Origin of the sequence: Microbacterium sp. HMWF026, from assembly GCF_003061325.1 — a bacterium.
GTDB lineage: Bacteria > Actinomycetota > Actinomycetes > Actinomycetales > Microbacteriaceae > Microbacterium > Microbacterium testaceum_E.
On record NZ_QAJB01000066.1, the window covers coordinates 1 to 22,769 of the forward strand.

The window sequence follows — 22,769 nt, forward strand, 5'->3', positions numbered from 1 at the left end:
GCCCGCCCCCGTGGACCGCGAGACTGCACGCCGCTGACCAGACGGTGACATTCCGTCACCGACTTGTCAGTGAGATGCTGTTTCGCGAGCAAAGGACACCATCGTGACCGAGCAGACCTTCGTCCTCCCCGACGTCGGAGAGGGCCTCACCGAGGCCGAGATCGTCCAGTGGCGCGTCGCCCCGGGCGACACCGTCGCCGTCAACGACGTGATCGTCGAGATCGAGACGGCCAAGTCGCTCGTCGAGCTGCCCTCGCCCTACGCGGGCACGGTCGGCGAGCTGCTGGCATCCGAGGGGGCCACCGTCGAGGTCGGCGCGCCGATCATCACGATCGGATCCGCGGATGCCGCCACCCCGGCCCCCGCCGCGCCGACCAGCGTCCCCGAGCCGAGCGACCCCGGTGGTGCAGTGCTCGTGGGGTACGGCACGGGTGGCGCGGTGTCGTCGCGCAGGCGTAAGCCCGCCGAGCGGCCCGTGAAGGCGTCGGTCGGCGTGGTGGCCAAGCCCCCGATCCGCAAGCTCGCGCGCGACCTCGGGGTCGAGCTGTCGGCCGTCACCCCGAGCGGCCCGGCCGGCGAGGTCACCCGCGACGACGTGGTCAAGCACGCCGAGCAGGCCAGCGTCTTCCGCAACATCGAGACGCCCGCGTGGGGCGAGGTGCGCGAGGAGACCATCACGGTCGCCGCTCCCGCCGCCCCCGCTCCTGTCGACGACTCCCGCGAGGAGTCCATCCCCGTCCGCGGCGTCCGCAAGGCGACCGCAAACGCGATGACGTCGAGCGCGTACTCGGCCCCGCACGTCTCGGTGTGGGTCGACGTCGACGCCTCGCGGACCATGGAGCTCGTCAAGCGCCTCAAGGCCTCGCCCGACTTCGCCGACGTCAAGATCTCGCCGCTGCTGATCATGGCGCGCGCGGTCATCTGGGCCCTGCGGCGCACGCCGATGATCAACGCGGCGTGGGTCGACACCGAGGACGGCGCGCAGATCTCGGTGCGCCACTACGTCAACCTCGGTATCGCCGCGGCGACGCCGCGCGGTCTGCTGGTGCCCAACATCAAGGACGCGCAGGCGATGAAGACGCGCGAGCTCGCCAAGGCGCTCGAGCACCTCACGCTCACCGCGCGCGAGGGTAAGACCAGCCCCGCCGATCAGACGGGTGGCACGTTCACGATCACCAACATCGGAGTCTTCGGAGTGGATGCCGGGACCCCGATCATCAATCCCGGTGAGGCCGGCATCATCGCGCTCGGCGCCATCCGCCAGAAGCCGTGGGTCGTCGACGGCGAGGTGCGCCCCCGCTGGGTGACCACGGTGTCGGGTTCGTTCGATCACCGCGTGGTCGACGGAGACGGGATCTCGCGCTTCATCGCGGACGTGGCATCCGTGCTCGAGGAGCCAGCGCTGCTGCTCGACTGACCCGGGTGATGGGCAAGATTGACCCGGTGTGATGAAGCCGCCTCGTCATCACCCGACGCATTCATAAAGAATGCGTATCGAAGCCCCTATGCATTCATAGGAATGGGCAGCGAATGTTAGCCTCGCCCGGTGCGAATCGCAAAGGGCTTCCGTTTTTCGAGTGCAATGACCGCAGGAGTGGTGGCTTTCGCGATCTCGATCGCCGGGACGACGTCCGCCAGTGCCGTCGAGACGCCGCAGCCCACGCCCACGGGTGGCGTCGCCACGGCGACACCCACCCCGGCCGCTTCTCCCTCGACGGCCGCTCCGTCCCCGGTCCCCTCTTCGTCGGCCTCTCCGACTCCCGAGGTCTCGCCGACGCCGGAGCCGACGGCCGCTCCGAGTGCAGCCGCGCGGGCCGTCGCGGGGAGCGCGGTCCCCGCTCTCGACATCACCCTGCCCGCCGGCTACACACTGGCCCAGCTCAACGCGTCCAAAGACAAGATCCCGGCGAGTCCCTCGACCGAGGCGCACGCGACGGCAACCCTGACGGACGGCACCAATCCGGCGAACAATCTGACCGGCGTCTCGCTCGAGGAGATCAAGGGACGCGGCAACTTCACCTGGCTGCTGGACAAGAAGCCCTACCAGATCAAGTTCGACAGCTCCACGCCGGTGCTCGGACTGCCGTCGGCGAAGACGTGGATCCTTCTGGCCAATCACGCCGACCCCTCGCTGCTCCGGAACAAGACCGCCCTCGAGCTCGCTTCGCAGTTCGGGCTCGTCGGGACGCCCGACGCCCGTTTCGTCGATCTCACCATCAATGGCGAATTCCTCGGCAACTACCTGCTGACCGAGAAGGTCGAGGTGAAGAAGAACCGTCTGGACCTCAAGAATGCGGGAGGACTCCTCCTCGAACTCGACAACAGCTACGGCAGGAATGAGGAGTTCTTCTTCACGACGAAGACGAGCAAGACGACCTTCGTGCTGAAAGATGCCGTGCAGAAGGTCGCGTCGCCCCTCCCCGCCGAGCTCGCCGCCTCGTACCAGAGCGTGCAGGTCGCCATCGACGCGTTCGAGTCGGCGCTGTACGCGCCCGACCCGGACTGGGCCGCGATCAGCTCGATGATCGACGTCGATTCGTTCATCACCTACTACTTCGCCCTCGAGTTCTCCGAGAACCCCGATGCCGTGGCATCCAGTGTCTATCTGTGGCGGGACGGTCCGAACGACGTCCTGCACGCGGGTCCGGCGTGGGACTTCGACATCGCCATGGGTCTGTACCCGATGGCCTCGTTCGGTGGCGAGCCGACCGAGGATTACATGATGAACGCGCTCTCGCTGCGCAAGGGCGGTACCGCCTGGTACCAGGAACTGTTCCGCAACCCCGAATTCGCGCAGCGTGCGAGCGAAGTCTTCGACACCCGCCTGCGACCCGCCGTGGACGGCGTGGTCGCCCGCCTCGACGCGGATATCGCTGCGCTCTCGCCCTCTGCTGCGGCGAATTTCACGCGCTGGAGCGGAGTGCTGGACCGCCGCTCGGTCATCGCCGGTGCTCGTCCCGTCGCGGCGACCTGGGCGGCGGAAGCGGCTTTCGTACGCGACTGGGTGCAGAAGCGGGTGAACCACCTGGCCGCGAAGTACTCCGCGGCGATGCCGGTACTGGCGTACGCCGCCCACTCGGCGCAGGTGGGTTGGCAGCCCTCCGTCACCGCCGGTCAGTACGCCGGGACAACGGGCCGGGGCCTTCCCCTCGAGGCGATGTCGCTCGAACTGACCGGGGGGATGACCGCCGGGCAACTGCAGTCCCGCGCTCACGTGCAGAACATCGGCTGGACGCCCTGGTCCACGGGCGCGGAGTCGATCGGGACGACGGGCCAGGCGCTTCGAATGGAGGCCGTCGGCTTCTCGTTGACCGCCCGACTCGCCGCCGACTACGACATCTTCTACCGCGCACACGTGCAGAACATCGGATGGATGCCGTGGGTCAGCAACGGTGAGGTGGCGGGAACCACCGGCCGCGGTCTGCAGGTCGAATCCGTGCAGGTCCGCATCCTGAAGAAGTCGCCTTCGACAGCCGGATCGACCGTCCGATACTCATCGCACGTCTCGCAGGAAGGGTGGCTCCCGGTCGTCTCGGACGGCGCGACGAGCGGCGCCATCGGTCGGGACCGGCAGATGGAGGCCGTTCAGGCCGCGATCGAGAGCTCGGAGTACGACGGCACGCTCTCCTCCCGCGCGCATGTGCAGGACATCGGCTGGACCGAATGGGCGGACTCACCGAGCGTCGTGGGGACCGAGGGCCGCGCGCTGCGCCTCGAAGCTCTTCAGCTCCGGCTGCAGGGTGAGATCGCCGACCACTACCGGGTGCGCTACAGCGCGTACGTGGACGGCGGGTGGCGCGAATGGGTGACGGGCGGTCAGACGGCGGGGACGACCGGCCAGGCGAAGAGAATCGAGGCCGTGCGCATCGAACTCGTCCCGAAGTCTTGAAGCTCTCCGCGCCGCCCGCTCGTAGCATGGACGGCGTGGAGGCGGACGACGAGACGGCGGAGCAGCGGGCACTGCGCGCGCTCCGCGCCATCGACGACGGTGCCGACATCGGAGCCGAGGCCCTCGCCCTGTCGAACGAGTTCACCGACCGTCACACGGCGCGGTTGACGGCGTGGTGGCGGCGGCGACGGCGGTCGCCCGGCGCGGATTAGCCGGGCAGCGACGCCCGGGTCTTCCCGATCGCCGGTCGCGTCGGGATCAGCAACGCCAGCACCAGCGCGACGATCGCCGCACCGATGCCCAGCAGGAACGACACCTGGAACGCCTGCGACGTCGGCACCCGGGTCTCGCCATCGCCGGTCGAGAGGGTCGCGAGCACGACGCCGACGATGGCCGCGGCCGTGCTCGTTCCCAGCGATCGGGCGAGGGCGTTGAGGCCGTTCGATGCGCCGGTCTCGCTGGGTGGGACGGCACGCATGATGAGCATGGGCATCGCGGCGTAGCCGAAGCCGATCCCGAACCCGATCAGGATGTTCGCGACGACGAAGTGCCACACCTCGGTCGAGAAGACCAGGCTGAACCCGTAGGCGACGATGAGCGAGACGGCCCCCGCGATCAGCAGGATGCGCGGACCGATCGTGCGCGCCAGGGTGCCCGAGATGGGCGAGAGCACCATCATGACCAGTCCCGACGGCATGACGACGAGGCTCGCGGCCAGCAGCGACAGTCCCAGCCCGACGCCCGTCGCCACCGGCAGCTCGAGCATCTGCGGATACGCGACGTTCGAGGTGAACAGCGCGAAACCCATGGCGATGGATGCCAGATTGGTCAGCAGGACGGGGCGACGGGCCGCGACCCGCAGGTCGAGCAGCGGGTTGTCGACGCGCAGCTCGAACCATCCCCACAGCAGCAGCACGGCGATCCCGCCGAGCGCCAGCGTGAGGGTGAGCGGTGATGTCCAGCCCCAGGTGTTGCCGCGCGACACCGCGAGCAGGATGCCGATCAGACCGATCGCGAGTCCGGCCGCGCCGATGTAGTCGAAGCGTCCGGCGGTGCGCAGCACGCTGACCGGGACGATCCACAGGATCAGTGCGAAGACGACCCCTCCGAGGGCTCCGGCGATCCAGAACAGCCAGTGCCAATCGGTGTTCTCAGCGACGAGGGCGCTGACCGGCAGGCCGAGGGCCCCGCCGACGCCGAGCGTCGCGCTCATCAGGGCGATGGCGCTGTCGACCCGGTTCTCGTGCAGCACGTCGCGCATGATCGAGATGCCGAGGGGCACGACACCGACGATCGCGCCCTGCAGCGTGCGACCGACGATCATGCCGACGATGCCGGTCGACAGTGCCGCGACGACCGAGCCGAGGATCATCACGACCAGCAGCACGAGCACGATGCGTCGCTTGCCGTACATGTCGCCGAGACGCCCCGCGATCGGGGTGATCACCGCCGCCGCCAGCAGCGTCGAGGTCACCACCCACGCGGTGTCGTCGCGCGAGGCGTTCAGCAGCTGGGGGAGCTGCGACTGGATCGGCACCACCAGGGTGAACATGAACGACGAGCACAGGCCGGCCAGAGCGAGCACCAGGACGACGAGCCCCTGCGGGCTGTTCCGGGAGAGTCTTCTTCGCGCGTTCTCATCCCGTGACATCACCATCCAGGCTAACCGGCGCGGGCGGGCGGCGGGTCGGTCGGCGGTTGCGCGCGGTGGCGTCAGGGCGTGAAACCGCGCGATCGTCGCCGAAGGCACGGCATCCACCTAATCCATGACCCCGCGTGACGGGCCATTACCGGCCGTAACGGTCCGGTTTGGAGCCCTCGCGCGCGCATGTTGACGTGGTCTCATGACTTCGCACCGCACCGCTCGCCTGGCCACGATCCTCGGCGCCTCCACCGCAGCCCTTCTCTTCGCCCTCACCGGATGCGCCGGGGGAGCGGGCTCGTCCGACGACTCCTCGCGCATCGTCCTGGGTGCCGATGACGGCAACGAGGCGCACTGGACGGTGCTGAAGCAGAAGCTCGCCGACGAGGGCATCGAGCTCGAGGTGCGCACCATCAACGACGGCGTGCAGCTCAACCAGGGCGTGCAGGACGGCGAGCTCGACGTGAACCTCTTCCAGCACCTCATCTACCTGTCGCAGTTCAACGTCGAGAACAGCGGATCGCTCGTGCCGGTCGGCGCGACCGCCGTGTACCCGCTCGCCCTCTACTCGGAGCAGTACACCGATGTGAAGGACCTGCCCGAGGGTGCGAAGATCGCGATCCCCAACAACCCCACGAACCTCGCCCGTGGTCTGCTCAACCTGCAGAAGGCCGGACTGCTCACGCTCAAGGACGGCGGAACGGCGCTGTCGACCCCCGCCGACATCGAGACCTCGAAGGTCGAGCTGCTGCCCGTCGACACCAACCAGACGGTGACCGCGCTCAAGGACGGCAGCGCCCAGGCCGCGATCGTCAACAACACGCAGGCGCAGAAGGGCGGGCTCGGCGACGAGCTCATCATCTTCAAGGAAGACCTGAACAACCCGCAGCTCGCCCCCTACATCAATGCCTTCGTCACGCGCGACGACAAGAAGGACGACCCGCGCTGGGAGAAGCTCGTCGCGGCGTACCACTCGCCCGAGGTCGAGGCTGCCGTCACGGAGCTGAACCAGGGCAACCTGCAGTTCAAGACCGAGTGGACCGGCGCGCAGCTGCAGGACGAGCTCACGAGCCTCGAGGACGCCCTCAAGGCCCAGAACGGATGACCGCGGTCATCGAGCTGCGGGGCGTCACCAAGAGCTTCCGCACCGATCGCCGCTCCTCCACCACCGCCGTCGACGACGTGTCGCTGGCGGTGGAGGAGGGGTCGATCGTCGGCATCATCGGGTACTCGGGTGCGGGTAAGTCCACGCTCGTGCGGCTGTTGAACGGCCTCGAGAAGCCCACCTCCGGCACCGTCGAGGTGCTCGGAGTGGATGTGGGGGATGCCAGCGAGGCGACGCTGCGCGACCTGCGGCGCCGCGTGGGCATGATCTTCCAGCAGTTCAACCTCTTCACCTCGCGGACCGTCGCGGCCAACGTCGCCTACCCGCTCAAGGTGGCGGGCTGGAAGAAGGCCGACCGCGACAAGCGGGTCGCCGAGCTGCTCGACTTCGTCGGCATCGGCGACAAGGCGAAGCAGTACCCGCGCCGCCTGTCGGGCGGTCAGAAGCAGCGCGTGGGCATTGCCCGTGCGATCGCGACCGACCCGCGCATCCTGCTCGCCGATGAGGCGACGAGTGCGCTCGACCCGCAGACCACGGCCGAGGTGCTCGACCTGCTGCGCGAGGTGAACCGCCGCCTGGGCATCACGATCGTCGTCATCACGCACCAGATCTCGATCGTCCACGAGCTGTGCGACCAGGTCATCGTCATGGAGGGCGGCCGCGTCGTCGACAGCGGCGACACCTACCGTGTGTTCGCCCACCCGCGCGCCGAGCTCACGAAGCGGTTCGTCGCGGCGGTGACGCAGGGCGTGCCCGCGGGCGAGACACTGTCGGCGCTCGCCGCGGGCGGGGGTGACCTCGTCAGTGTCGAGGTCAACGAGTTTTCGAGTGAGGACGTGTCGGCGGTGTTCCACCGTCACGGCGCGCGCCACTCGGTCGTCTACGGCGGGGTGACGGACGTGCTGGGAAAGCAGCTCGGCACGCTGACCTACCGGGTCCACGCCGAAGACCTCGCCCCCATCGTCGCGGAGCTTCGCGCGCACACCGACGTGGTGCTGCCGGGTGAGGGGGTGCGCGCATGAACAAGTGGGACACCCTGACGCCGGTGCTGCTGCAGTCCATCGGCGAGACCGTCTACATGGTGGCCGTGTCGCTGCTCATCTCGGGCGTCGCCGGCCTCGTCATCGGAGCGCTGCTGTACGCCACCCGGCCCGGCAACCTCTTCGAGAACCGCGTCGTCTTCTTCGTCGCGAACCTCGTCATCAACGTCATCCGTCCGATCCCGTTCATCATCTTCCTCACCGCGGTCGCCCCGGTCACACGGGCCGTGACGGGGACGACACTGGGGACGGATGCCGCGATCGTCCCGATCACGATCATGGCGACCGTTGTGATCGCCCGCGTCGTCGAGCAGAACCTCGTCGCCGTCGACCCCGGCACCGTCGAAGCGGCTCGCGCCGTGGGTGCGCGGCGGATCGGCGTCCTTTTCGGCGTCGTGATCCCCGAGGCGCTCGCCCCGCTGATCCTCGGCTACACGTTCATGTTCATCGCGGTCGTCGACATGTCGGCGATGGCGGGCTACATCGGCGGCGGCGGTCTCGGAAACTTCGCCATCATCTACGGCTACCAGCAGTTCAACCAGCAGGCCACGTGGGTCACGGTGGCGATCATCGTCGTGATCGTGCAGGCCGGTCAGCTGGTCGGCAACGCCCTCGCGCATCGCATCCTCCGGCGCTGACGCGGCCGACCCGGCCACCCTCGGGCACCGTCACGCGGGCGCCCGCGACGCCCCGGCATCCCCCACCCCGTCGAGTGTCCAAGAAACGCCGACCGTGCGCCCTCGTGCACCGCGCGTCTTGGACACTCGACGGGGCGGATGCCGGGGCCGTTCGCTCTCGCGGCGGACTTCTCGCACTGAGACGGGCCCCGGTGCGTCCGGAGTCATGCGGGGATCTCGGGTGGGCGGAAGTGTGCCGATACCGATTCGATCTCGACAAGACTCGTTCGGTGGCCTTCGTTTCGTAATCCGTCCCTCTTGGAGCAATGGCGGCTCATTCCTATGAATAGGCTCGCCGGGGTTCATCCATTGGGGGAGGGGGAATCCATGCGATTCCGAGGCACGAAGATCGATTCCATTGCGGCGGTGCGCGCATGACCAATGCAGCGGCGGGGTGGTACCCCGACACCGAGACTCCCGGACGCCTGCGCTGGTGGGACGGTCGACAGTGGACCGACGACTTCACCCCGCTCCCTCCCGCTCCCGTCGTGACCACCGCTCCGCCTCCGGCCGCGGTTCGGGAGCGCGCTCGCGGCTGGATCTCCCGCGTTCCGGTCTGGGGCCGCGTCGTCGCGGGGATCGTCCTCGCGGTCGTGTTCGTTGTGCTCGCCCCGTTCGTCGGGTTTGCGGCACTCATCGTGCTGATCACGGGGATCGTCGCCCTCGCCAAGAACACTCCGACGTGGCTCCGTTTCCCCTCGCGCAGAAGCGCGGCCGTCTGGACCGTGGCTGCGGCCCTCGTCTTCGCCGTCGCGGGCGGACTGACGACGGCATTGAACCCGAGGAATGCGGTCCCGGTGGCCGAGGCGCTCCCCGAGGCGTCGGTGACGGCATCCGCCACACCGGCCGCATCGCCGACGGCATCCCCCACGCCTTTCGCCGACGACATCTCCGCGCTCGCCGCGTTCGACGGTCAGGCGGGCACCGCCGCCGATGCGTCGGCGACGGCGGACAAATCGGCGATCACGGTCCTCGACGGTCTCGCCGTGAAGGGGCGCGCGCCGAAAACCGGCTACGACCGCGACCAGTTCGGGCAGCGCTGGCTCGACGTCGATCGCAACGGCTGCGACACTCGCAACGACATCCTGTGGCGCGATCTGACGGATGCCGTGCGCTCGGGGCCCTGCCGGGTGACCGCGGGGACGCTCGCCGACCCTTACACCGGGCAGCGCGTCGACTTCGTCCGCGGGCAGGGAACGTCCGAGCTCGTGCAGATCGACCACGTCGTCGCACTCTCGGACGCGTGGCAGAAGGGGGCGCAGCAGCTCTCCGCTGATCAGCGCTCGAGCTTCGCGAACGACCCTCTCAACCTCTACGCCGTCACCGGGGCCGCCAACGCGCAGAAGTCCGACGGGGATGCCGCGACGTGGCTCCCCGCGCAGAAATCCTTCCGGTGCTCCTACGTCGCAGCCCAGATCGCCGTGAAGGCGACGTACGGGCTGTGGGTCACCGAGGCGGAGCGCGACGCGATGAAGCGCGTCCTCGAGACCTGTCCGGACCAGGCGGTGCCGACGTCGCCCTTCGCGGCGCCCGCGCCCGCGCCCGCGCCGGTCGTCGAACCCGCGCCGGTCGTCGAGCCGGTGGCCGTCGAACCGGTCCCTGCACCCGCGGAGCCCGCGCCCGCCCCGGTCGAGGAGGCGCCCGCACAAGAGGCGTATTACGCCAATTGCACGGCGGCGAGGGACGCGGGTGCAGCGCCGATCTACGAAGGTCAGCCCGGCTACAGCCGGAAGCTCGATCGCGACGGCGATGGCATCGCCTGCGAGTGACGCACCCGCCGGGCGCGCCGCAGCTCGACGCCCGAGTGTCCAAAACATCCGGATGCCGCAGAATGCGGCCCGGGTGTCTTGGACACTCGAGGTGAGGGAGGGGCCGCCTACCCTCGGAGGATGAGCTTTCTGCGCACCCTCGCCCGCTGGTTGCTCGGGGCGGCACTCGTCTTCGCCGGGACCGCGCACCTCACGTTCGCGCGCGAGGAGTTCGTCGCCCAGGTGCCGTCGTGGCTGCCGCTCCCGGTCGACGTCACGGTCGTGGCATCCGGGATCGTCGAGATCGCCCTCGGACTCGCCCTGCTCGTCCTGGGTCGCTTCCGTGTGCCGGTGGGCTGGATCGTCGCGGCCTTCTTCGTCGCGGTCTTCCCCGGCAACATCGAGCAGTTCGTGCGCGGCACGGATGCCTTCGGTCTCGACTCCGACCTCGCTCGCTTCATCCGGCTGCTCTTCCAGCCTCTGCTGGTGATCTGGGCCCTCTGGTCGACCGGGGCGTGGCGAGCCTGGCGGGCACGGAGAAGCGCCCGCCGCGGTTGAGTTCTTCGCCGCCCTGATCCGCGCGACAACCGACGTCGCGGCAGCCTGCGGCTCGGGGGCATCCGGGCGATCGCCCGCACGGCGTCCCGAGCGAGCGCGGGTCAGCTCCGCGCGGCCTCGGCCTGCAGCACCTCGGCGAGCACGTCGAGACCGCGGTGGGCATCGGCGTCGCCGATGATGGCGGGCGGCACGACGTGCACGCGGTTCTCGGCGAAGAAGCCGAGCACCCCGCGCTCGAGCATCGCGGCTTTGATCGCCCCGATCCGGGCGGCGGCGAGGGGTTCGCGGGTCGCTCGGTCGGCGACCAGCTCGACGGCCCAGAACACGCCGCGGCCCCGCACCTCGCCGACGAGCGGTGAGTCCTCGGCCAGCTGCCGCAGGCGCGGCCCGATGACCTCGTCGCCGATGCGGCGGGCGTTGTCGACCACGCCCTCGTCGGCCATCGCCTGCTGCGCGGCCACGATCGACGCGGCGGCGAGGGGGTGGCCCGAGTACGTCAGTCCGCCGGGGAAGACGCGGTCGTCGAACACCTGGGCCACGGCATCCGAGATCACCACTCCGCCGACGGGCACGTACCCGGAGTTGACGCCCTTCGCGAAGGTGATGAGGTCGGGGCGCACGTCGAACGCGTCGAAGGCGAACCACTCGCCCGCGCGAGCGAAACCGGCCATGACCTCGTCGAGGATGAGCAGGATGCCGTACCGGTCGGCGATCTCGCGCACCCCGGCGAGGTATCCGGGCGGGGGCACCAGGATGCCGGCGGTGCCGGGGATCGTCTCGAACAGGAACGCCGCGATGGTGTCGGGCCCCTCGGCCTGCACCGTGCGCTCGAGGTGGCGGAGGGCGCGCTCGGTCTCTTGCTCGGGCGTCTCGGCCCAGAACTCGGTGCGATACAGGTAGGGCCCGAAGACGTGGACGTGGCCGCGCGAGTACTCGTTCGGCATCCGTCGCCAGTCTCCGGTGGCCACAATGGCGGCCCCCGTGTTGCCGTGGTACGAGCGGTAGTGCGAGACGATCTTGTCGCGGCCCGTGGCGAGTCGGGCCATGCGGATCGCGTTCTCGTTGGCATCCGCCCCGCCGTTGGTGAAGAACACCTTCGAGAAGCCCTCGGGGGCGCGTTCGAGTACCAGCTCGGCGGCGTGCGCGCGGGTCTCGTTCGCGTGCGCGGGGGCGACCGTCGTCAGCTGCGCGGCCTGCTCCTGGATCGCGGCGACCACGCGGGGATGCTGGTGGCCGATGTTGACGTTGACGAGCATGCTCGAGAAGTCGAGGTAGCGGCGACCGTCGGCATCCCACACCTCCACTCCCGAACCCCCGGCGAGGGGGAGCGGTGCGAGGGTGCGCTGGGCCGACCACGAGTGGAAGACGCTGCGGCGGTCGCGCTCGCTGATCTCGGCGTTGCGGGTCGTAGTGAGGGGAGTCGACATGACCCCAGTGTGCTCCGTCGTCCGGCGGGAAGGGGTGGCGGAACTGTCGGTACCCTCGAGGGACACTCGACAGTTTGGCCCGCCGATGTCCGCCTCGCTCCGCACCCTGCTCGACCACGACCGCGCGCGTCTGCGCGCTCTGACTCCTCTGGACGACGAGACCCTCGACCGCCCGCTGTCATGGGTGCACAGCTCGGATCTGCTCGACCCGACACCGTGGCTCGAACCGGGGAACCTGCTGCTGACCAACGGCGCCCCCTTCTCGGGAACGGATGCCGCCGACCCCCGCGCCTACGCGGAGCGGTTGCGCGACGCGGGGGTGGCAGGCCTGGGCTTCGCCACCGACGTCATCCACGCCGAGGTGCCGCCCGAGGTGGTCGAGGCGTGCGCCGCGGCGGGAGTGCCCCTGATCGAGGTCGGACGCCGCGCGCCGTTCATCGGCATCATCCGCTTCGTCGCCGACCTGATCGCGGCGGATCGCGCCGCGCGGTTCACCTGGCTGCTCGACGCGCAGCGCGCCGTGGCGCGGGCGGCGGTGCGCGACGACGGACTGCGCGAGATCCTGCGCACGCTCGCGCGCCTGCTCGACACGTGGGTCGCGCTCTACGACGGCGCCGGTGCCCGCATCCCGCTCGAGGGCATCCCGTCGGCGCCGCCGGTCGAGGAGCAACGGGTCGCCGGCGAGACGCGGCGCCTGCTCGAGCGCGCCACGGCGGCGAGCGTGCAGCTTCCCGCGCCGGGGGGAGCCGTCCTGCAGACCATCGGGCGCAGCGCAGGGCTGCGCGGCGTGCTCGCGGTCGGCGCGCGGGCCGCGTTCGATCCGGCCGAGAAAGACCTGGTGTCCACGGTGGTCGCCCTCGCCAGCATCGCCCTGGATCAGCAGCGTCACGTGCAGACGTCGCTGCGCACCGTCCGCTCCGGCGTGCTCGAGCTGCTCGTCGACGGCCACGCCGACGCGGCCGGACGCCTCGCCGAGACGGTGTTCGGCGCCCTGCCCGCGGAGCCGACCACGGTCGTCGCCCTCGCCGCCGGAGCCGCCGAGCCGGGACTGCTCGACGAGCTCGACGTCATCATGACCGACCCCGGGCGGCTGTTCTTCGCCGAGCGCGGGGGCGACGTCGTGGTGCTCGCCGTCGAGGGCGACGACGTGATCACGTCGCTCGTCGCCCGGCGCCGCCTCGCCGCGGGGAGCGCGATCCACCTCGAGGGTGACGACCTCGCCACGACACTGCGTCGCGCCGACCTCGCCGCCCGCGAGGCGCCCGCGGGGACGGTCCGCGCCTACGCCGACATCGCCGGGTCCGGCCTGGTCGGCGCCCTCCGCGATCGCGGCGGCGACCTGATCGCGGCGTCACTGCTGCGGCCGCTCGAGGCCGTGGCCCCGGGCGAGCGGCGACGCCTGCTCGACTCGGCGCGGGCGTGGCTCGACGCGAACGGCGCGTGGGATCCCGCGGCGCGGGGGCTCGGCATCCATCGGCACACCTTGAAGGCGCGGATGGCCCAGCTCGAGCAGGTGCTGGGGCTCGACCTGTCGACCTTCTCGGCCCGCGCCGAGCTCTGGGCGGCGCTGCAGCTCACGGGCTGACGCCCGCGGGTCGGACGAGGGATGCCGCCGCGCCGGAGCCGTGCGGGGGCCCGGCGCAGCGGCATCCGTCGACCGCGGTCAGCTGTTCTGCGGGAAGCCCAGGTTGATGCCGCCGTGGGTGGCGGGGTCGAGCCAGCGGCTGGTCACGGCCTTCTCACGGGTGAAGAAGTCGAAGCCGTGCACGCCGTACGCCTTGGCGTCGCCGAAGAGGCTCTTCTTCCACCCGCCGAACGAGTGGTACGCGACGGGGACGGGGATCGGCACGTTGATGCCGATCATGCCGACCTGCACCTCATTCTGAAACCGTCGTGCGGCGCCGCCGTCGTTGGTGAAGATCGCGGTGCCGTTGCCGAACTCGCCGCTGTTGATGAGGGCGAGGCCCTCGTCGTACGTCCGGACGCGGACGACCGACAGCACGGGCCCGAAGATCTCCTCGGTGTAGGCGCGGGATGACGTGGGCACCTCGTCCAGCAGCGTCGGGCCGAAGAAGAAGCCGTCCTCGTATCCGTCGACGGTGTAGCCACGGCCGTCGACGACGATCCTGGCCCCGTCGGCCTCGGCGATGTCGACGTACGACGACACCTTGTCGCGGTGGGCGGCACTGATGAGGGGGCCCATGTCGGGCTCGGCGTCTGCGGCGCCGTCGCCGATGCGCAGCTTAGCGATGCGCTCGGTCACCTTGGCGATCAGTTCCTCGGCGACGGGTTCGAGGGCCAGCACGACCGACACGGCCATGCAGCGCTCGCCGGCGGCGCCGAAGCCCGCGTTGACGGCCTGGTCGGCGACGAGGTCGAGGTCGGCATCCGGAAGGACCAGCATGTGGTTCTTGGCCCCGCCGAGGGCCTGCACGCGCTTGCCGTTCTTCGACGCGGTCTCGTAGATGTACTGCGCGATGGGGGTGGAGCCGACGAACGAGATCGACTGCACCTCGTCGGCGTGCAGGAGGCCGTCGACGGCGACCTTGTCGCCCTGGAGCACGGTGAACGCGCCGTCGGGCAGTCCGGCCTCTTTCCACAGCTGCGCGAGCCACAGCGACGCCGAGGGGTCCTTCTCGCTGGGCTTGACGATGACGGCGTTACCGGCGGCGAGGGCGATGGGGAAGAACCACATCGGCACCATCGCGGGGAAGTTGAAGGGGCTGATGATGCCGACGATCCCGAGCGGCTGCTTGATCGAGTACACGTCGACGCCGTTGGAGGCGTTCTCACTGAACGCGCCCTTGATCAGGTGGGGGAAGCCGCAGGCGAGCTCCACGACCTCCTGGCCGCGGGCGATCTCGCCCATCGCGTCCGAGACGACCTTGCCGTGCTCGGCGGTGATGATGCGCGCCAGCTCGCCCTTGCGGGCGTTCAGCAGCTCGCGGAAGGCGAACAGCACGCTCTGTCGCTTGGCGATCGAGAAGGCGCTCCATGCGGCGAAACCGCGGCCGGCCGAGGCGAGGGCGGCGGTGATGTCGGCCTGGTCGGCGAGCGCCACGCGCGCGCGCACGGCCCCGGTGGCGGGGTTGTGGACGGGGGCGGTGCGTCCGCTCGCCGAGGGGGCGGTGGCGCCGTCGAACCAGTGCGCGATGACGGGGAGGTCGTGGTCGGTCATGCGTCCAGTAAAGGGCGTCGGCGCGGAGGACCGGGATGCCGATTCGCACAGCCGATATCAATCTGCTGGACGATGTGGCATAAGCGGGGCCGTTCCTGAAAAGGCGCTATGGGCTGGTCGCTGAGTTTGAGAACGATTATCAGCAGCGTTACCGTGGACTCATGACCCGTCGCCTCCTCGCCCCCGTCGTCCTCGGGGCCGCCTCCGTTCTCGCGCTCGCCGGTTGCGCCGGCACCACCACTCAGACCGACGCGGCGGCGCCCGCCGACGGCGTGGTGACCGTCGTCGCGTCCACCGACGTGTACGGCTCGATCGCCGAGGCCGTGGGCGGCGACCTCGTCGACGTGCAGTCGATCATCACCTCGTCCTCGCAGGACCCCCACGAGTACGAGGCGAGCGCGCAGGACCAGCTCACGCTGAAGAACGCGGGCCTCGTCATCGAGAACGGTGCGGGCTACGACTCGTTCATGGAGTCGCTCATCGAGGCCAGCGGCACCACCGCGCCTGTCATCACCGCCGTGGAGTACAACCACGACTACCCCGGAGCCGAGGGCCACGACGACGGCGCCGGCGCCGAACCCAGCGCGAGCGCCGACGACCACGACCACGCCGAGGGCGAGGCGCACGCCGAGGGCGACGGGCACGACCACGTCGAGGGCTTCAACGAGCACGTCTGGTACGACCCGCACACGGTGGAAGACCTCGCTGCGGCGATCGCGCAGCAGCTGGGCGAGCTCGCCCCCGACCACGTCGCCGACTTCAACGCCAACGCCGAGGCCTTCACCCAGCAGATCGAGGGGCTCGAGGAGTCGCTCGGCCAGATCGAGACGAAGGATGCCGCGGCGAAGGTCTTCGTCACCGAGCCCGTGCCGGTGTACCTGATCGAGGCCGCGGGCCTCGACAACGCCACCCCGAACGAGTTCAGCGAGGCCGTCGAAGAGGGCCAGGACGTGCCGCCCGCGACCCTGCTGGAGTCGCTGCAGCTGATCGAATCCGGGGCGGTGCGCGTGATGATCGTCAACCCGCAGACCGGTGGGGCCGAGACCACGCAGGTCGAGGACGCCGCGAAGGCCAAGGGCATTCCGGTGATCGAGTTCACGGAAACGCTTCCCGAGGGTCAGACTTACATCTCGTGGATGCAGAGCAACATCACGGCGCTGAGCGACGCGCTGACGGCGTGAGCGCGGCTGCGCCGCTGCGCATCCGCGACGCCGCCCTCGAACGCGGCGGACGCGAGCTGTGGGCGGGGCTCGACCTCGAGGTCGAGCCCGGCGAGCTCGTCGCCGTGCTCGGGCCGAGCGGTTCGGGAAAGACCACCCTGCTGCGCGCGATCCTCGGCCTCGAGCGTCTGAGCGCGGGGTCGATCGAGGCGCTGGGCTCTCCCGTCCGCCGCGCCGGCAATCGGCGTATCGGGTACATCCCCCAGCAGCGACCCCTGCCGCGCGAGACGCCCCTGCGCGGGCGCGACATCGTCGGTCTGGGCGTCGACGGTCACCGGCTCGGCCTGCCGCTGTCGCGCAAGAAGGACCGCGCCCGCATCGACGAGCTGCTCGAGGCCGTGGGGGCCACGGCATTCGGCGACCGCCCGGTGGGACTGCTCTCGGGTGGCGAGCAGCAGCGGCTGCGCGTCGGCCAGGCCCTCGCCGACGACCCGGCCCTGCTGCTGTGCGACGAGCCGCTGACGAGCCTGGACCTGGCCAACCAGCAGGCCGTCGTGCGCGTCATCGATCGTCACCGGCGCGAACGCGGAGCCGCCGTGCTGCTGGTGACGCACGACATCAACCCCGTGCTCTCGGGCGTCGACCGCATCCTCTACATCGCCAACGGGCGCTTCACCCTCGGTACCCCCGACGAGGTACTGACGACCGAGACCCTCTCGGCGCTGTACGGCGCCCCGGTCTACGTGGTCCGCGCCGGCGGGCAGCTCATCGTCGTCGGAGCCTCGGATGCCGACGACGCCCATCACCACCATCACGACGAGGACGACGCATGAACTGGTCCGACGTCGGCGACGCCCTCTTCGGCGGGGTGAGCCAATACGGCGCGATCCTCGAGCTGGTGCAGAACTCGGTGTACGCCGGAGCGGTGCTCGGTCTGGTCGGCGGACTCATCGGCGTCTTCGTCATGCAGCGCGACATGGCCTTCGCCGTCCACGGCATCAGCGAGCTGTCGTTCGCCGGCGCCGCCGTCGCCCTGCTCGTCGGCGCCGACGTCGTGTCGGGCTCCATCGTGGGCTCGCTCATCGCCGCGGCGCTCATCGGCGTGCTCGGTGCCCGCGCGCGCGACCGCAACTCGATCATCGGCGTGCTCATGCCGTTCGGTTTGGGGGTCGGCATCCTGTGCCTGTCCCTCTACAACGGCCGCAGCGCGACCCGTTTCAGTCTGCTGACCGGGCAGATCGTGTCGGTGCAGAGCGGTCAGCTCGGCTGGCTCGTCGTCATCGGCGTCTTCGTGCTCGTCGCGCTGCTGTTGATCTGGCGGCCCCTGCGCTTCGACTCCCTCGACCCGCAGTCCGCCGCCGCCCGCGGCGTGCCCACGACCGCGGTGTCCCTCGCGTTCATGCTGCTGCTCGGTCTGATCGTGGCGGTGGCGGTGCACATCATCGGCGCGCTGCTGGTGATGGCCCTGCTCGTCACCCCCGCCGCGGCGGCCATGCGGGTGGCATCCGGCCCCCTGTCGGTTCCCGTGCTGGCGGCGCTGTTCGGTTTCGTCTCGGCGGTGGGCGGCGTGCTGCTCGCGGTCGCCGGAACGCTGCCCGTCAGCCCGTACATCACGACGATCTCGTTCGCCATCTACCTCGTGTGCCGCCTGATCGGAGCCCGGCGCGATCGCGTGACCCGCGCGCTGTAGCGGGGCCTTCGTGGATGCCGTGCGGGGTGCGCGTACCGTCGAGCGCGACGCCCCGCGAGGCCGACGGTCATCACTCTTCGGCGGCCGGTGCCAGCCGACCGGGACTCGTCCTCGACTCGTCGCCGCGGTCAGTCGGCAGTACCGCGCTGGTCTTCATACGGAGCGTCGAGGTCGAACAAGCGGAGCGCGTATCCGTCGGGTACGCGTTCGGTTTCGAAGTAGGAGAAGAAGATGTCGCCGGCTTCGCTGAAGTCGAAGACTTCGTCGGGATAGACCAGGGTGTGATTCTGGCCGTCGTTGAACTCGATGCGAACGGTGGGTTCGCCTGAGCGGGGTCCTCCGTGGCCGAGGACGTAGAGGCGTTCTTCGCCGTCGTCGTCGAGGCGGCGGCATTCGATCGTCATCGCCTCGGCGGTGCCCGCAGCTTGAAGGAAGGTCGAGGATCCACCGTTTTTCAGGTGTTGATAGAAATGGACGCCATCTGGAACGCGCGCAAATATGAATATGGATCGCTCCGAGCCATCTAAAAGACTTATGACGCGAGCCAAGCGGCGCCGGGGGTCGTTGCCGCCAACACTAAATTGGCTTTGAATCGTCCCTGTGTCGTAATAAAAATCTGGCATCATGGCACTCTTATCAATCTTGATGAAATAACCTCGATCAACTGTCCGTCAATCCTGCCCACCGCGGAATTGGTTTCACTGAGTGAAGAGTCGAACGCGAACTGGTTCTTCGAGTTTGCGAGGTATCGGTCTACGGCGCTCCCGCTTTTCACTTCTACTCCCGTATACGTTCCGTCCGCATTTTTGATCAGGCCATCGAAGTAGCGCGTCTGGATGCTCCCGTCGACCCTCACCGCCACCTTGTTGCGAATCAGTTGCTCGCCATCGTCAAGGGTCATCTCCGTTTCGTCGAGTCCAATTTTCTCCTTGTCCACCCACGGTCGGCCACCCTTGCCGGTGAAGCGGCCTTTCGCGTCGCGGCCGTCGGTGCGATCGTCTCGGCTGCTCGGCGACGACACCCCGCTGTCTCCCGCGGCGTGCGCCGCGGCGTTCATGATTCCCGCACCGGCAAGGGCGGCTCCGCTTGCCACGGCGGCCGCGCCGGCAACGTTGGCGGGAACCCCGACGGTGGCACCCGCCACGGTAACGTCCGCGGCGAGACCTCCACCGAATAGAGCCGCGCCGCCGACCATCAGTGCGGCCCCGCCCAGCATCTGCCCCAACGCGTCGGGGTGCTCCAGCAGGGCATTGCCGACGCTGGCCAGCGCGCTCGGCCGTAGTCCGCCCGCGGCCGTCGGCGCGATGCTGCGCAACACCACGGTGGCATCGGCCGCGGCATCGGCGACGGATTCGCGCGCGTAGGCGAGCAGTGCCCGCGCATCGCTCCGCGTGCTCAACCCGGGGTCGGGCAACGAGCGTGTGCCCGGTCCCGTGTAGCCGCGCGGCCCAAGCCGCGCCGGCGATTCCGCGGCCGCCGCAGCGGTGATGGCGGCAGCGTGAGCGAACATCGCGATCGCGTCGCCCGCTTTCTGCTGCCCCCACCCCAGCACGGTCGCGTAGTGTTCCCACGCCCCGGCTGCGGCGTTCAGCTTCTCGGCGAGGTCGTCGCACGCCTTGATCATGGTCGTGACGCGCCGGGCGAAGGCGTCCGCGCTCTCGCCTTCCCACCCGTCGACCTGACGCAGCCGAGCCAGCTCGTTCGCGGCTCGCGCGCATCCCGACGCTGCGTCGCGATACTGTTCCGCATACGTGAACAACGCCCCCGGGGCGCCAGGCACGAGAGCTGTCGGATCATCTGTATCTCCGAGTTCGGCGCGGTGGGGCCCGGCCGGAGATCTCATCTCGGACCAGCCGTCGGGCTGGCATCGCCAAAACCCGCGTCGATGTCGTCGACGAGCGACACCATCGCTCTTTCGCGCTCGTCCCACAGGGTCACGGTCTGCTGCACCGCGCTCGCGAGAGTCTCGAGGTCGGCCCGCACGGCGTTCAGGGACAGTCGCAGCGCGTCGGCGGCGTCGCTACCCGCCCGCGTCAGGTCGTCGTCGTGCACCGGTGGCGGTGTGGAGACCTCGCTCGGAGCCTGGTCTCGCACGTCATCCACCCGCCGCACCAGATCGTTGAGCACGTCGCCATCGATCGAGATTCGTCCCGGGGAACCCATAAACGGCACTTTAAAGTCCCCCCACGGAAACCGTGCCCTCGCGGGCAAGAATTCACCAGCGGGCGGGCCCGTGACGTTCGCTGCGCCTACCCCCGCACCCAGGCGATTCACCGAACCCGTCGATAGACTCGCCGCCATGGTCCAGCGCAACACGTGGCAGCGCGAACGCGTGCGCGAAGCCCTGTCGGGAGCCGGCGGGTTCGTCAGCGCGCAGTCGCTGCACGCGACACTGCGCGACGAGAACACCGGCATCGGCCTGGCCACGGTGTACCGCACGCTCGCGGGACTGGCCGCCCGCGGCGACGCCGACTCGCTGCAGAGTCCCGACGGCGAGAACCTGTTCCGCGCGTGCGAGACGCGGGGCCACCACCATCACCTCATCTGCCGCTCGTGCGGAAAGGCCGTCGAGATCGCGGCCACCGACGTCGAGGAGTGGGCGCAGCGCACCGCCGCCCAGCACGGCTTCACCGAGGCCGAGCACGTCGTCGACATCTTCGGCGTCTGCACCGACTGCGCCCGCGCCCGGGCTCGCGAGCGTGGCGACGAGTAGTCGCACCGCGGCGCCCACGCGCCGCCGTCCCGACGCCCCCCGCTCGGGCTCCTCGCGCACCCTGGTCGCCCTCGGCCTGGGCGTCGTGGTGATCACCGCGCTGTTCTTCGTCGACGCGTTCGCGCCGACGTTCTTCGCGCAGCCCCTCCCCACCCGTGCGCAGGACGGCCTGACCCTCGCCCTCAGCGTGCTGATCGAGTCGCTGCCTTTCGTCATCCTGGGCGTCCTGCTGTCGATCATCGTGCAGGTCTGGGTGCCGCCGGGGGCGATCGAGAGATGGATGCCGCGCGCGCCGTGGGCGCGCCGGGCGGTGCTGTCGCTGCTGGGTATGTTCATCCCCGTCTGCGAGTGCGGCAACGTCCCCTTCGCCCGCGGTCTGATGATGCGCGGCTTCGGGGTGTCCGACACGCTGACGTTCCTGGTCGCGGCGCCGATCGTGAACCCCATCGTCATCATCTCGACGCACGCCGCGTTCGGGTTCAGCGACGGCATCCTGGTGGCGCGCCTGATCGGCGGCTTCCTGGTCGCCAACCTCATCGGGTGGCTGTACAGCCGGCATCCCGATCCCGACAAGCTGCTCACCGAGCGTTTTCTCGAGACGTGCGAGATCGTCGTGCAGGAGCGCGGCGACCGCGGGCGGCGCACCCTCGCGCAGTTCGTGGTGGAGCTGCGCTCGGTCATGCCGGCGCTCATCATCGGCTCGCTGCTCGCGGGGGCGGTGCAGGTGCTCGTGCCGCGCAGCGCGCTGCTGGCGATCGGGTCGGATCCGGCCCTGTCGATCGCGGCGATGATGGTGCTCGCGATCGTGGTGTCGCTCTGCTCGAACGTCGACGCGTTCTTCGCCCTGTCGTTCGCGTCGACCTTCACGCCGGGCTCGATCGTCGCCTTCCTCGTCGTCGGCCCGATCATCGACCTCAAGATGATGGCGCTGCTGCGCACCACCTTCACCACGCGGGTGCTCGCGGGCATGACGGTCGTGGTGGTGCTGTTCGCCTTCGCGCTGGGAACGGTGGTGAACCTCCTTGTCTAGATCCGGAGCGCTGGCGACCCGCTGGCTCGGTGTGGGCCTGACCGCCTGCTTGTCGATCACCACGGTCACGCTGTGGGTGACGGGGCGCATGTCGCTGTACATCAACCCCGACTCGGCGTGGTTCGCCGTGGGCATGTCGATCGTCGCCCTGATCGGCGCGATCGCGTCGTTCGCGCTCCCCCTGGGCGCCGAGGCCGACCACGGACACGACCACGAGCACGGGCACGCCCCGGCCGCCGCCTCGGCGCGACGCGAGGCCTTCGCGCACGCCGACCACGAGCACTCCGATCCCCTCGACGCGCACGACCGGGCCGCGCACGAGCACCTCGCGGCCCGACCGCGGCTCACCCCCGGCGGCATCGCCGCGTTCACGGGCGGGGTGATCGCCTCGGGCGCGGTCATCGCCGTGCTGCTGACCCCCGCGGCGTCGCTGTCGACCGAGCTCGCCGTCTCGCGCGACGTGGGCGCCCCGCCGCTGTTCGCGGGCAGCGACGTGGTCACCCTGGCCGCGTCCGGCGACACCTCGCAGTTCGGCATCGGCGACTGGTCGGCGGTGTTCGCCCACGCCACCAACCCCGAGACCTTCGACGGCAAGCCCGTGACCCTGACGGGCTTCATCACACCCGGCGGTGACGGGGCGAGCTTCGATCTGACGCGCCTGGTCATCACGCACTGCGTCATCGACGCGCAGACCGCGCGACTGCCCATCGCCGCGGCGGGGAGCGCCCCCTCGACCGGCCAATGGGTCACCGTCACCGGGACCGTGCGCTCCAGCGGCGACGGCAAGCTCGAGGTGCAGGCCGAGCAGGTGGCGGCGATCGACGAACCGGCGGACCCCTATGAGTACTGACTCCCGCCGCTCGCGCGCACGCAAGCGGCGCGGTCGGGGCTTCGCGGTCGCGTTCGCGGCGG

The 22,769-nt window shown here is 69.8% G+C and carries 21 protein-coding genes; 15 read left to right on the forward strand and 6 right to left on the reverse strand.

The window, feature by feature from the left end; translation table 11 throughout:
- The first annotated feature begins 103 nt into the window (after window positions 1-103).
- From DBR36_RS03020 to DBR36_RS17510, 3 genes are all read left to right on the forward strand, one after another.
- Window positions 104-1,417: a dihydrolipoamide acetyltransferase family protein gene (locus DBR36_RS03020; RefSeq protein ID WP_108317506.1), complete on the forward strand. Its 1,314-nt coding sequence runs from the start codon at window positions 104-106 to the stop codon at window positions 1,415-1,417.
- A 180-nt stretch (window positions 1,418-1,597) separates the two neighbouring features.
- On the forward strand, window positions 1,598-3,889 hold the full coding sequence (locus tag DBR36_RS03025) for a CotH kinase family protein (protein WP_108317507.1): 2,292 nt from the start codon (window positions 1,598-1,600) through the stop codon (window positions 3,887-3,889).
- A 35-nt stretch (window positions 3,890-3,924) separates the two neighbouring features.
- Window positions 3,925-4,101, forward strand: a complete 177-nt coding sequence (locus tag DBR36_RS17510; protein WP_181373453.1) for a hypothetical protein — start codon at window positions 3,925-3,927, stop codon at window positions 4,099-4,101.
- Here DBR36_RS17510 and DBR36_RS03035 read toward each other — a convergent pair.
- Entirely contained in the window at window positions 4,098-5,540 is a 1,443-nt protein-coding gene (locus DBR36_RS03035) for an MFS transporter (RefSeq protein ID WP_108317509.1), read from the reverse strand. The genes DBR36_RS17510 and DBR36_RS03035 overlap by 4 nt on opposite strands.
- 193 nt (window positions 5,541-5,733) lie before the next feature.
- Between DBR36_RS03035 and DBR36_RS03040 the strand changes: the two genes are divergently transcribed.
- The 5 genes from DBR36_RS03040 (at window position 5,734) to DBR36_RS03060 (ending at window position 10,659) form a co-directional block, all read left to right on the forward strand.
- Complete coding sequence (locus DBR36_RS03040) at window positions 5,734-6,636, forward strand: MetQ/NlpA family ABC transporter substrate-binding protein (protein WP_108317510.1); 903 nt, start codon at window positions 5,734-5,736, stop codon at window positions 6,634-6,636.
- Window positions 6,633-7,658 (forward strand): methionine ABC transporter ATP-binding protein, encoded by a 1,026-nt coding sequence (locus tag DBR36_RS03045; RefSeq protein WP_108317511.1) that lies wholly within the window; start codon window positions 6,633-6,635, stop codon window positions 7,656-7,658. The genes DBR36_RS03040 and DBR36_RS03045 overlap by 4 nt, the downstream gene beginning before the upstream one ends.
- Window positions 7,655-8,314, forward strand: coding sequence for a methionine ABC transporter permease (locus DBR36_RS03050; RefSeq protein WP_108317512.1), 660 nt, complete (start codon window positions 7,655-7,657; stop codon window positions 8,312-8,314). The genes DBR36_RS03045 and DBR36_RS03050 overlap by 4 nt, the downstream gene beginning before the upstream one ends.
- 413 nt (window positions 8,315-8,727) lie before the next feature.
- Complete coding sequence (locus tag DBR36_RS03055) at window positions 8,728-10,122, forward strand: DUF1524 domain-containing protein (RefSeq protein WP_108317513.1); 1,395 nt, start codon at window positions 8,728-8,730, stop codon at window positions 10,120-10,122.
- Between the two features lie 120 nt (window positions 10,123-10,242).
- Window positions 10,243-10,659, forward strand: a complete 417-nt coding sequence (locus DBR36_RS03060) for a hypothetical protein (RefSeq protein WP_108317514.1) — start codon at window positions 10,243-10,245, stop codon at window positions 10,657-10,659.
- Between the two features lie 101 nt (window positions 10,660-10,760).
- Here the strand turns inward: DBR36_RS03060 and DBR36_RS03065 are convergent, their stop codons facing one another.
- Window positions 10,761-12,086, reverse strand: a complete 1,326-nt coding sequence (locus DBR36_RS03065) for an aspartate aminotransferase family protein (RefSeq protein ID WP_108317515.1) — start codon at window positions 12,084-12,086, stop codon at window positions 10,761-10,763.
- A gap of 85 nt (window positions 12,087-12,171) precedes the next feature.
- Here DBR36_RS03065 and DBR36_RS03070 point away from each other — a divergent pair, with 85 nt between their 5' ends.
- Window positions 12,172-13,671 (forward strand): PucR family transcriptional regulator ligand-binding domain-containing protein, encoded by a 1,500-nt coding sequence (locus DBR36_RS03070; RefSeq protein ID WP_181373454.1) that lies wholly within the window; start codon window positions 12,172-12,174, stop codon window positions 13,669-13,671.
- 78 nt (window positions 13,672-13,749) lie between these two features.
- On the opposite strand, the gene DBR36_RS03075 is transcribed toward DBR36_RS03070, so the two are convergent.
- Window positions 13,750-15,264 carry a CoA-acylating methylmalonate-semialdehyde dehydrogenase gene (locus DBR36_RS03075; protein WP_108317517.1) on the reverse strand — a complete coding sequence of 505 codons (1,515 nt, stop codon included), beginning with the start codon at window positions 15,262-15,264 and terminating at the stop codon, window positions 13,750-13,752.
- A gap of 161 nt (window positions 15,265-15,425) precedes the next feature.
- Here DBR36_RS03075 and DBR36_RS03080 point away from each other — a divergent pair, with 161 nt between their 5' ends.
- Genes DBR36_RS03080 through DBR36_RS03090 form a run of 3 tightly spaced genes read left to right on the forward strand, consistent with a single transcriptional unit; the run spans window position 15,426 to window position 18,114 of the window.
- Window positions 15,426-16,445, forward strand: coding sequence for a metal ABC transporter solute-binding protein, Zn/Mn family (locus DBR36_RS03080; RefSeq protein ID WP_108317518.1), 1,020 nt, complete (start codon window positions 15,426-15,428; stop codon window positions 16,443-16,445).
- The gene (locus DBR36_RS03085) at window positions 16,442-17,257 is read left to right on the forward strand and encodes a metal ABC transporter ATP-binding protein (protein WP_108317519.1); all 816 of its coding nucleotides are present in this window, start codon (window positions 16,442-16,444) and stop codon (window positions 17,255-17,257) included. The genes DBR36_RS03080 and DBR36_RS03085 overlap by 4 nt, the downstream gene beginning before the upstream one ends.
- On the forward strand, window positions 17,254-18,114 hold the full coding sequence (locus tag DBR36_RS03090; RefSeq protein WP_108317520.1) for a metal ABC transporter permease: 861 nt from the start codon (window positions 17,254-17,256) through the stop codon (window positions 18,112-18,114). Before DBR36_RS03085 ends, DBR36_RS03090 begins: the two co-directional genes overlap by 4 nt.
- Window positions 18,115-18,242: 128 nt before the next feature.
- Here the strand turns inward: DBR36_RS03090 and DBR36_RS17185 are convergent, their stop codons facing one another.
- From DBR36_RS17185 to DBR36_RS03105, 3 genes are read right to left on the reverse strand one after another with little or no spacing between them, the layout of a single operon-like run.
- The gene (locus DBR36_RS17185) at window positions 18,243-18,740 is read right to left on the reverse strand and encodes a hypothetical protein (RefSeq protein WP_146185189.1); all 498 of its coding nucleotides are present in this window, start codon (window positions 18,738-18,740) and stop codon (window positions 18,243-18,245) included.
- On the reverse strand, window positions 18,737-19,957 hold the full coding sequence (locus DBR36_RS03100) for a putative T7SS-secreted protein (protein WP_375136047.1): 1,221 nt from the start codon (window positions 19,955-19,957) through the stop codon (window positions 18,737-18,739). The genes DBR36_RS17185 and DBR36_RS03100 overlap by 4 nt, the downstream gene beginning before the upstream one ends.
- Window positions 19,954-20,430, reverse strand: a complete 477-nt coding sequence (locus DBR36_RS03105) for a hypothetical protein (protein WP_146185190.1) — start codon at window positions 20,428-20,430, stop codon at window positions 19,954-19,956. The genes DBR36_RS03100 and DBR36_RS03105 overlap by 4 nt, the downstream gene beginning before the upstream one ends.
- Between DBR36_RS03105 and DBR36_RS03110 the strand changes: the two genes are divergently transcribed.
- From DBR36_RS03110 to DBR36_RS03120, 3 genes are read left to right on the forward strand one after another with little or no spacing between them, the layout of a single operon-like run.
- A complete protein-coding gene (locus tag DBR36_RS03110) occupies window positions 20,414-20,827 on the forward strand; it encodes a Fur family transcriptional regulator (protein WP_108317524.1) in 414 nt (137 codons plus the stop codon). The two genes, DBR36_RS03105 and DBR36_RS03110, sit on opposite strands and share 17 nt — an antisense overlap.
- Complete coding sequence (locus DBR36_RS03115) at window positions 20,814-21,857, forward strand: permease (RefSeq protein WP_108317525.1); 1,044 nt, start codon at window positions 20,814-20,816, stop codon at window positions 21,855-21,857. The genes DBR36_RS03110 and DBR36_RS03115 overlap by 14 nt, the downstream gene beginning before the upstream one ends.
- Window positions 21,850-22,707: a TIGR03943 family putative permease subunit gene (locus tag DBR36_RS03120; RefSeq protein ID WP_181373455.1), complete on the forward strand. Its 858-nt coding sequence runs from the start codon at window positions 21,850-21,852 to the stop codon at window positions 22,705-22,707. The genes DBR36_RS03115 and DBR36_RS03120 overlap by 8 nt, the downstream gene beginning before the upstream one ends.
- The last annotated feature ends 62 nt before the right edge of the window (window positions 22,708-22,769 follow it).